The sequence below is a fragment of the Mesorhizobium kowhaii genome (genome assembly GCF_003253745.1).
In the GTDB taxonomy this organism is placed as follows: domain Bacteria; phylum Pseudomonadota; class Alphaproteobacteria; order Rhizobiales; family Rhizobiaceae; genus Mesorhizobium; species Mesorhizobium kowhaii.
This window is the reverse complement of record NZ_MZXV01000022.1, coordinates 1-9,493: the sequence shown is the minus strand read 5'-3', so window position 1 is coordinate 9,493 and position 9,493 is coordinate 1. Positions and strand designations below refer to the sequence as shown.

5 protein-coding genes and 8 pseudogenes are annotated in these 9,493 nt (G+C 61.0%); 8 read left to right on the top strand and 5 right to left on the bottom strand.

Annotated features, from left to right (window positions below; genetic code table 11):
• Positions 1 to 191 precede the first annotated feature (191 nt).
• From B5V02_RS10625 to B5V02_RS10605, 5 genes and pseudogenes are all read left to right on the top strand, one after another.
• A pseudogene (locus B5V02_RS10625) lies at positions 192 to 446 on the top strand (IS110 family transposase); the annotation flags it as partial.
• Positions 447 to 601: 155 nt separating this feature from the next.
• Positions 602 to 1,834 carry a site-specific integrase gene (locus B5V02_RS10620; protein ID WP_111544179.1) on the top strand — a complete coding sequence of 411 codons (1,233 nt, stop codon included), beginning with the start codon at positions 602 to 604 and terminating at the stop codon, positions 1,832 to 1,834.
• On the top strand, positions 1,831 to 3,198 hold the full coding sequence (locus B5V02_RS10615; RefSeq protein WP_111544178.1) for a tyrosine-type recombinase/integrase: 1,368 nt from the start codon (positions 1,831 to 1,833) through the stop codon (positions 3,196 to 3,198). The genes B5V02_RS10620 and B5V02_RS10615 overlap by 4 nt, the downstream gene beginning before the upstream one ends.
• A complete protein-coding gene (locus B5V02_RS10610; RefSeq protein ID WP_111544177.1) occupies positions 3,195 to 4,199 on the top strand; it encodes a site-specific integrase in 1,005 nt (334 codons plus the stop codon). Before B5V02_RS10615 ends, B5V02_RS10610 begins: the two co-directional genes overlap by 4 nt.
• An 84-nt stretch (positions 4,200 to 4,283) precedes the next feature.
• Positions 4,284 to 5,060 (top strand): annotated as a pseudogene (locus B5V02_RS10605) (IS110 family RNA-guided transposase); the annotation flags it as partial.
• Between the two features lie 549 nt (positions 5,061 to 5,609).
• Here the strand turns inward: B5V02_RS10605 and B5V02_RS40530 are convergent.
• On the bottom strand, positions 5,610 to 5,756 hold the full coding sequence (locus B5V02_RS40530) for a hypothetical protein (RefSeq protein ID WP_167458449.1): 147 nt from the start codon (positions 5,754 to 5,756) through the stop codon (positions 5,610 to 5,612).
• 50 nt (positions 5,757 to 5,806) lie between these two features.
• On the opposite strand from B5V02_RS40530, the pseudogene B5V02_RS40050 reads away from it, so the two are divergent.
• Positions 5,807 to 5,910 (top strand): annotated as a pseudogene (locus B5V02_RS40050) (LysR family transcriptional regulator); the annotation flags it as partial.
• A 231-nt stretch (positions 5,911 to 6,141) separates the two neighbouring features.
• On the opposite strand, the pseudogene fabG reads toward B5V02_RS40050, so the two are convergent.
• Positions 6,142 to 6,872, bottom strand: a pseudogene (gene fabG, locus B5V02_RS10600) (3-oxoacyl-[acyl-carrier-protein] reductase).
• Between the two features lie 353 nt (positions 6,873 to 7,225).
• On the opposite strand from fabG, the pseudogene B5V02_RS42635 reads away from it, so the two are divergent.
• Positions 7,226 to 7,318, top strand: a pseudogene (locus tag B5V02_RS42635) (hypothetical protein); the annotation flags it as partial.
• Here B5V02_RS42635 and B5V02_RS10590 read toward each other — a convergent pair.
• The 3 genes and pseudogenes from B5V02_RS10590 to B5V02_RS10580 all read right to left on the bottom strand — a co-directional run.
• A pseudogene (locus B5V02_RS10590) lies at positions 7,297 to 7,715 on the bottom strand (IS630 family transposase); the annotation flags it as partial. The pseudogenes B5V02_RS42635 and B5V02_RS10590 sit on opposite strands and share 22 nt — an antisense overlap.
• 51 nt (positions 7,716 to 7,766) lie before the next feature.
• Positions 7,767 to 7,994, bottom strand: a pseudogene (locus B5V02_RS10585) (transposase); the annotation flags it as partial.
• Positions 7,995 to 8,023: 29 nt separating this feature from the next.
• Positions 8,024 to 8,998 carry a LysR family transcriptional regulator gene (locus tag B5V02_RS10580; RefSeq protein ID WP_111544176.1) on the bottom strand — a complete coding sequence of 325 codons (975 nt, stop codon included), beginning with the start codon at positions 8,996 to 8,998 and terminating at the stop codon, positions 8,024 to 8,026.
• 297 nt (positions 8,999 to 9,295) lie between these two features.
• Here B5V02_RS10580 and B5V02_RS10575 point away from each other — a divergent pair.
• Positions 9,296 to 9,493 (top strand): annotated as a pseudogene (locus tag B5V02_RS10575) (acyltransferase); the annotation flags it as partial.

Genomic DNA, 9,493 nt, shown 5'->3' with positions numbered 1-9,493 from the left:
CTCCATCAGATGCTTGGGCCCGGCGTCAGGTCGTGAGCCCGTATTTCCATCTTATCGGGGAACAGCCACCTTCCAAGGATATGATTGGTTCTCTGGGCGACACGCTCCCGCGATTACCCCATGTGGACGCCCCCTCACGGCATCGCTGTGCCAAAGTGGTGTCGTCGATTATCACTTGAACGGAGGCGTCCATGTTGGAAGTTAGCACAATCGGATTGGATCTGGCGAAGAACGTGTTTCACGCGCACGGTTCGGATGCGTCGGGAACTGTGCTGTTCAGGAAGAAGCTTCGCCGCGATCAGGTACTGCGGTTTCTTTCTTCTCAGCCAGCGTGCACGGTTGCTATGGAAGCATGTGGGGGTGGCCACTATTGGGCGCGGGAGATTGCGAAGCTCGGGCACGATGTTCGGCTGATCGCTCCAGGATACGTGAAGCCCTTCGTGAAGATATGTTCACCTGACCATATCTTGACTAATCGTCAGGTGACCATAATGCGGAGGAGCGCGTGAGATCCGCAGGATCCTGCCGTTCGTCGAGGGATTTGCTCCGCATTATTTTCCGGTGAACCTCTGCGGTCGTTTGACCAGCAGAGGAGCCATTGATGTCGAAATCCGATTGCGAACTGATTGCCGAGCTCAAAGCCGTACTGATCAGCCAACAATACAGCCCGGTGGTGGTAGGAAACTATTGTGCTTATGCGCGCGGTTTCCTCGACCATCTTGCGCGGCGAAATATCCTGGTCACGGATGTGACCGAAGCCCAAGTGGAGCGATATCTGCGCGATGCGGTCGCGCTGTTCCGGCAGCGTCGTGGTCGACGTCCCGGTCCGCGCTGGCACCAGATTCCGTGCGCGGGCATTCACGCACTGCTTCGGCTTGTGCAGGGGCAGTGGCCACCAGCCCCGAAAGCGACCTGCGCCGCCGATGCACTGCGATTTACGATCAGCAACGAATACGAGACCTGGCTTCACGAGGAGCGTGGCTTTGCTCGGCCCAGCATCGACGCGTTCTTGTGGGAGGCTCGACACTTCCTTGCCTGGCAACTCGAACGATGCGGTGTCGAAGGCCTGATGGACCTGAGCATCGGCGACGTTGACCGCTATATGGATTTGCGCGCGCCGAAACTGACGCGCTGCTCACTGAAGGCTGTAGCAGAGCGGCTTCGCTCGCTGCTGCGTTATCTCCACATCACAGGTCGCGTCACGACGGACCTGTCAGGGCACGTCATAGCCCCGACGCTTTATGCATACGAAGGAGTGCCGTCAGTCCTGGACCGCGGCCAGATAGCCGCTGTGCTGGAGAGCGCCAAGAAGGACAAGACACCGGCGGGGTTGCGAGACCATGCGATCCTGCAACTCCTTGCAGCATATGGTCTACGGTCTGGAGAGATCCGCCATCTACGGATCGAGGACATCGACTGGCGAACGGAAGCCATCCATGTTCGACACTACAAGACACGAGCCACCACATTCCTGCCCCTGCTTGAGCCGGTCGGCGAAGCGGTGCTCGCCTATCTGCGTTCCGGACGGCCCGTGACCGATGCCAGGGAGATCTTCATCCGCACGCGCGCGCCCTATCGCAAGCTCGACAAGCTTTACAGCGTTGTTCGCCGGCGGCTCCGTGACGCTGGCGTCCAACCGCCAGGTAAGTGTGGACCCCATATCTTCCGTCATGCGCGCGCGGTCGAAATGCTGCGGGCCGCGGTGCCTCAAAAGGTCATCGGCGACCTCCTGGGACACCGTTCGACAGGATCGACGGCTCCCTACCTCAAGCTTGCTACCGAGGACCTCAGGACTGTCGCGCTTGACGTGCCGGGCATGGAGGTGCTGGCATGACCGCCCGCTGGCCCGACCCCGACCGCGCGAACATCGGCCGCTACGTCGCGAGCCTTGATCTGCGCAGCATGAAAAGCCGAACCTGTTATCGGCAGGTCTTGCATGGCTTCCAGGATGTCGCCGAACGTTACGAGGCACTCGGTCAAGAAGTGCTGTTGGCCTGGCTACGAGAATCAGCCATTCGCCGGGCGGCATCCACGCTCTTGCACCGCACCCGCATCATTGACCGGTTCCTTGAACGCCTGGTGGAACTCGGCGCGATCGAACGCAGTCCCGTCGCCGCTCTGCGCGATGAGTGCAATATCAAGCAGTGCATGCCAATCTGGCGGGCATTGGCGTCGCGGGATCCGGAAAAGGCTCTTGCCGAACTGCGCCAGCCCAGGCCGTTCGGCAGCGTGCTGGGCGAAATGATGGCCGGGCATGTCGCGATGATGCGGCGCAGAGGATACAAATACACTTCGCAGCCCCTGTTGCTCTTGCGGTTCGACCGGTTCCTGCAGTTGCACCCGGGACTGGAAACCGAACCGCTGAGCGCCATGATCGATCGATGGGCGGCAACGAATGGCACGCGTCACCACGCGGAGGAATGCGAAAAGCTCAAGCGTGTCTTGGCGAAAATCCTTCGTCATCGCGACCCGTCGATGCCTGAGCGGCGACCGGACCCGAGACCGAGGAAGCAGGCCGCCAGGCAATGGCGAAAGCCCCATATCTACTCGCCTGCCGACGTGCGACGGATGCTCGACGTCGCACGTGCCTATCCGTCGCCACGGGTGCCGCTTCGACCGCTGAGCATGTACACGATGCTGCTGCTGGCTTATTGCGCAGGCTTACGGCGCGGCGAGCTTGCCGGTCTCGATCTTGGTGACGTTGACCTGCAGGACGGTACGATAACCATCCGGCAGACCAAGTTCTTCAAGACCCGGATTCTGCCGCTACCCGACAGCGTTGTAGTCGAGCTTCGGGCCTACATCGATGCGCGGCGGCGTGCCGGTGGATCACAGGACGCTCGCTCCGGCCTGTTCTGGCACGAGCGAGGCGACGGCCATTACACGCCGGAAATGATCACCTGGCTGCTTGCCGACGTCATACGCCGCGCTGGGCTGAAGCCATTGCGAGGAAAAACAGGTCCTCGCGTTCATGACCTGCGCCACTCGATGGTCGTGAACAGGATCCTCGAATGGTACCGAACGGGCATCAATCCCCAGGATCGGCTGCCGTTCCTAGCGACCTACCTCGGCCATCGGGACATCAACTCCACCCTGGTCTACATCACCGTGACGCAGGACCTGATGCATTATGCAAATGAGCGGTTCCGGGCAGTTGGCGCACCATGCCTCAATCTGAGGCAGGAGGTGGGGTCATGAGCACGGATGATCGGTTCCCGGTCCTGCTGCGCGCGTTCTTCTATGAATGGCTGGTCGAGCAGCGCAACGCGTCCATCCACACAGTCCGGTCCTACCGCGATACCTGGCGGCTGCTGCTTCGGTTCGTTGCGCAGCGTGCTGGGAAGAAGGTGGCTATGATCACGCTGGCCGATCTGGCCGCCAACGAAATCGCCGCGTTCCTCCGCCACGCCGAACATGAACGTGGCGGTACGATCGGCACGCGCAACTGCCGGCTTGCCGCGATCCGCAGCTTCTTCCACTTCGTGGCCACCAGGGACCCCGCATCGATCGCGCAATGCGTCGAAGTCCTCCACATCCCGATCAAGCGCGCTCCGGTGTCGGAACCTTGCTATCTGGATCCGGCGGAAGTGACGGCGATCCTCGCTCAGCCAAATCGTTCGACCGTTGAGGGCATGCGCGATCATGCGCTGCTCTCGTTCCTCTACAACAGCGGCGCACGAATACAGGAAGCGCTTGACCTATGCCCCGAAGCAATCCGGTTCGAAAGCCCGAAGTGCGTGCGTCTGACCGGCAAGGGCCGGAAGGAACGTATCTGCCCGCTCTGGCCGGAAACCGTGATGTTGCTGAAGAAACTGCTTGAACGGCAACCGCGAGCGCCCGACCAGCGGCTGTTCGTCAACCGCTATGGTGAGCCGCTCAGCGCCTCAGGGGTCCGGTTCAAGCTCGCCGCCTACGTGAGGGCGGCGGCCGAAACCATGCAAACGCTGCGTACCAAGCACGTAACGCCACACGCCTTCCGGCACGCCACCGCCGTGCACCTCATCTCGGCGGGCGTCGACGTTACGGTCATCCGAAGCTGGCTCGGCCATGTGAGCCTCGACACGACCAACCACTATGCCAGGGCCAATCTGGAAACGAAGCGGAAAGCCCTGGAAAAGGTCGCCGCTCCAACCACACCCGGCGGCCAGCCATCTTGGAAGCGCGATGCGAGCGTGCTCGCCTGGCTCGACACGCTCTGAAATAATGCGGAGGAACATGGACAAAAACGGCGGGAACCTGCCGATCAGGCCGCGCTCCTCCGCATTATGGTCACCTGACGATTAGTGAAGCGGCAGAAGAATGATGCCGCTGACGCCGAAGCAATTTGCGAAGCGGCCCAAAGGCCTACTATGCGCTTTGTCGCGGTAAAGAACGAAGAGCAGCAGGCTGCGGCAATGGTGTTCCGCGTTCGTGATCTTGTGATTCGCCAGCGGACCCAGACCATCAATGCGATACGGGGCCATCTTGCCGAATTCGGCCTCGTGGCCGCACAGGGTCTCTTCCATGTCGCCAAGCTTGTCGCGGCGATTGAGGACAAGGATACCGCCATCCCCGAAGCTGCTCGCCCTATTCTGTGTCTGCTCGTTGCGCAGTTGCGGTCGCTGGATGAGAAAGCAGCCGTGCTCGACCGCGAGATCGCCCGGCGCGCCAAGGAGGATGCAGAAGCCAAGCGGTTGATGACCATTCCTGGTATAGGGCCGATCACCGCGACGGCGCTTGCTGCGTTGGCCCCGTCCGGTCAGACCTTTAAGAGAGGTCGCGACTTCGCGGCGTGGCTCGGCCTCACGCCGCTGCAACGCTCCTCGGGCGGCAAGCAGAAGCTGGGTGAGACGTCGCGCATGGGCGAACGAACCCTGCGCCGCCTGCTGATCATCGGGGCGAGCGCTACTGTGCGCTGGGCCATGCGGAAGGGATCGACAGCGGATCCTTGGCTCTCGCGGATGCTGGAGCGCAAGCCGCCCATGCTGGTGATCGTCGCCCTCGCCAACAAGACAGCGCGCATCGTGTGGGCATTGATGGCTAAGGGCGGGACTCATCGGACACCGGCCCTAGAGGCTTAGTTCGCTCCTCCGAGCGAGCTGCCGAAGTGTGAGAAGGTCGAACGGAGAGTATGGCGCTACGGTCAACGAGACGGGATCGGGAAAACCAGATCATGGATACGCGCCTCGAGCGCGCCAGGTTGAATTGGACCCGCTCCGCGAACTCCCATACGGGCCCGCGGCATGTGACAGCCGCATCAGAGGCCGGACACATGTCAGCAGGCAGGTGTTGCGCTTGGAGCCCTTGAGGCTCACCAGGCGAGGAGTGGAGTTCAGAGATCACGGTCTCTCATCCGCAGGTCGGCTACCGCGTCCGGATTTTCAGCTCGGGCTGGCCCTGATCTAAGGCTTGTCGAGATCCATCGTGACTTTATGACGGCGGCTGCGAGATGGGCGATTGCGTTGAAGCTCTGGTCAGTCTTGTCAGCTCGCATGGCGAATATGTGAACTCCTTGAGTTTGCAGAAGAAGTTCTCGATGAGATGACGCCATTTGTAGAGTTCGAGATCGAGAGGCAGCGGCAAGGCGCGCCTCGGATGCTGCGAGATGACGATCTTGGCGCCGCGCTCGTTCAGATGGCAATGATCGTGTTGCCGTCGGAGGCCAGCGAGTAGCCCGCCGAAGGCGAGACCGTCGACGAGTGGGGCGACGCCCCCCGTATCGAAACGATGTCCTGGCTGCCGAGCGCATCGGTCAGCGCAAGAATCCTGGTAGTCATGCCGCCATTGGAGCGGCCTATGGCCCGGCTTTGAGTCTCCCTTTTGCGCGGCGGCGGCACGCCGCATCAAACTCAGTCAGCCGGCCATGAGTGCAGCCGTCGCCCGGCTGCGCTATTGTTCGGCGGTGAACTATTTACGACAAGTGGCCGCGAACGTTTTTATCCGCATTGCGGCAGCACGTGCCCCGCAGTCCGCGGCGGTGAGACCTCTCGCGTGATGCCAACAAGCCATCTCACGCACAATCTCGGCCGCGACCACCGGTGGTTTCTTGGCCATATGCGGCCGGCGGCCCTGATGCTGAATGACTCCCAGATCACGTGGCAGGTAGTGTGGTTGCGGAGGTCGCGACCGCCTCATAACAGGTAGGCTCCGGTCATCCTGTGCTCAAATCATCGCCATACCGCCGTTGACATGAACGGTCTGGCCGGTGACGTAGCCGGCTTCGTTGGAGGCGAGATAGGCGACGGCAGAGGCGACCTCGGCACCGGTGCCCATGCGGCGCGTCGGGATCGCCGCCATGATCGCCTCTTTCTGCTTGTCGTTGAGCTTGTCGGTCATCGCCGATTCGATGAAGCCCGGGGCGACGCAGTTGACGGTGATATTGCGGGTGGCGATCTCCTGCGCCAGTGATTTGGAAAAGCCGATCATGCCGGCCTTGGAGGCGCAGTAGTTGGTCTGGCCGGGATTGCCGGTGACGCCGACCACTGAAGTGATGTTGATGATGCGGCCATGCCGGCGCCGCATCATCGGATGGGTCAGTTCGCGGGTCAGCCGGAACACGGCGGTCAGATTGACTTCGAGCACCGTATCCCAGTCGGCGTCCGCCATGCGTATGAACAGACCGTCCTTGGTGATGCCGGCATTGTTGACGAGAATGTCGACGCCTTCGAGGTCGGCCTCGACCTTCTGGCCGAGCGCCTTGCGCGATTGGAAAGGTTCGCCGGGAACAGCCTGACCCGCTCGCCGAGCTCGGCCGCCAGCGCCTCCAGTTTCTCGATGCGTGTGCCGTGCAGGCCGACGATAGCGCCTTGCGCATGCAATACCCGGGCGATCGCCTCGCCGATGCCTCCCGATGCGCCGGTGACGAGCGCCTTGCGGCCGGTCAATTCAAACATTTCTTGTCCTTTCTCACATCCTGCAGGCCGGTGAATTCAGTCACTTTGAAGTATCGCCGAGCCAGAAGTCCTCGGCTTCGATGGGTGCCTTCCTCACCGCTCCTGATCCGCGCCAGAACCTCGGCTGCGAGGTATAATCATCTATGCAACCCAGACCGCGTGGATGAACTCCCGCACCCAATTGGCCGCGTCCGGTCTCGGCCGCGAGAAACCAGGTGCGGCTCGGCCGACCTGATCACTTGAATCTGATGCTTGCTCGGTATCCGAAGTGTTTGCACTAGAGCACGTCCTGTGATCGATGAATCGATTGTGATGTGACAGCTGCGTTTTGTGCTGATTCAACATCCACCTCGATGGAGAGGTGGACGATGGGAAGAGCATTGAGCGGAGATCTTCGGTCGCGGGTCTTGAAGGCTTCGGACGAGGGCATGTCGGCGCGGCAAGCGGCGGCGCGGTTCGGCGTGGGAGTGTCCAGCGCGATCCGCTGGATTGCGGAGAGGCCGGTCTCATCGATGAACACGAGCTTCGCCGGATCGAGATCGAGCTGGCCGTCGAACCAGTCCCGGCGACGCTTCAGGATGTCGGGGCGATCCTGCTCCAGTGCGTGCGCGGACTTTTTTTGAATGTCCAGCCGTGGCCGCGAAGCCAGGCGCTCAAGGCGCTGCGGCTGATCCGCACCGAATGCTCGGCGACGAGCCGCTCCACCATCTCGTTCAGCGTGATGTCCTTGCGCTCCTCGATCAGCCCGACGATGAAGGCTTCATGCGCATCGAGGCTGGAGGCGCGGCGGCGGCCCTGCGGGCGTGGCGCCAGTTCGCCGATCTTCGCCCGCACCCGACCACGCTCCGCACTCTTCGCAAAATTCTTCTTGCACAAACGGGGGCGTCCACACATGTCCATGACGACTACGTCGCCCTCCGACAATGTCGGGATCAGCACCTGCTCGACATAGGCCAGGAACACGTTGCCGTTCATGGCGCCGTCGTAGACGAAGGGCGCAGTCATGCCCGTCAGCAGCAGCGCTCCGGTGAAGGTCGTGGTCTTCCAGTGGCCATGCGGCACGCCGGCCCGGCAGCGCTCGCCGCGCGGCGCTCTTCCACGCAGGCGGGCCATCTTTGTGGCCTATCAGCTGATCTCTCGATCTGTCGCCTTCATTCTTGACAGAGAACATGAGGGCGGGCGGTGACAGCCGGAGTAAATCCAGGAGCACCGGGAGCCTCCCGTGGCCGAGATGCCTCCTGAATCATTATTTCTCGCATCCAGATGCTTGCCGGATCGCTATTGTGGAGAGCCGGCCACTGGGCGGCTTCGGTGAAAGCGGGGAGCGGCAGCGGAAGTTCGACGACCTGAAGGGGAAACGTGTTTTCGAAATGCCTGACCAGCCGGAGGGGCACGGTCGCTATACGAGCTGTGCCGGACACCATAGGCGGGATCATGCTGAAGCCCTGCACGACGACTTCGACACGTCTTTTAAGACCATGCTCAAGCAAGAACCCTTCCTCGATGGAGGGCTTCAGCAAACGTCCGTACCTGACGCAGACGTGCCTCATCGACATGTATCTCTCGAATGTAAGCTGCCGTGGCAGCTGCTTGTTCGTGGGACAGCCTACGCAAACGAGCCTCTCGTTGAACAGCGCCACTCTTGGATGCGCGTTCGACATGAATACATCCGGAGTGACTAAAAAATCGACCTCACCACGCCGGAGGAGCTCATCGGGGCTATCGTCGAGAGGCAGCAATTCGAAGCTGACGGCGGGGGCTTCCCGGGCAACACGCTCGACGACCTTTTCAAAAAACACGAGCGTAGCGAAATCGGAAATCATGATCCTGAAGCGGCGGTCGGATCGAGCTGGGTCAAACGGATCCGACGAAATAATCGAGGACTGGATTTGCAGGAGAGCCTCGCGGACTGCGGGGGCAAGTGCTGCTGCACGTGATGTCAGAATACGTTCTCGGCCGCTCATGCTGAACAGTTCATCGCCGAAAAAATCGCGCAGCCGGGCGACGGCCGAACTCATGGCCGGCTGACTGAGGTTGATGCGGCGTGCCGCCGCCGTGAGATTGCGCTCGGCCAGCAGGGCGTCCAGCACAACCAGGAGGTTCAGATCAAGCCCTTTGAAACGCATGAATGCGGCTATCCATAGAGTGGATACCTTTCATCGAAACAAACGATTTTACCAGTTTTGCTTAACGTCGCATAGGGACGTTTCAAGGATGTAAGCCCCTTAAGGAAACTTGATGTTTGGGTTGGCTCCGAGCAGCATTTCTGGTGTACGCCTTCCGGTGTCACCCGGATCGCGTGTCCATTGCGGTTAAGCTTCTTCGGTGATCCGCGCAAGATACATCGCGTCGGCTCGACGCGAGAAGCTCCGCGATGCGTAGGCGCTTACCTCAAAAGATTCCAACAAACACGAGGTCTTTCTATGCGCTCTGACGTGCAGTGGAAGTTGTGCTGGGAAAATGAGTTGCAACTGGCCGACCATATCGAACTCTCCGACTTCTTCCGAAAGACTTATGGACGGACTGGGGCCTCCAACGCAAAGCCATTCGAAGGCGGTCGTAGTTGGGCCGGTGCGAGGCCGGAATTCCGCGCAATCGGCTACGATGCGCATGGCATAGCG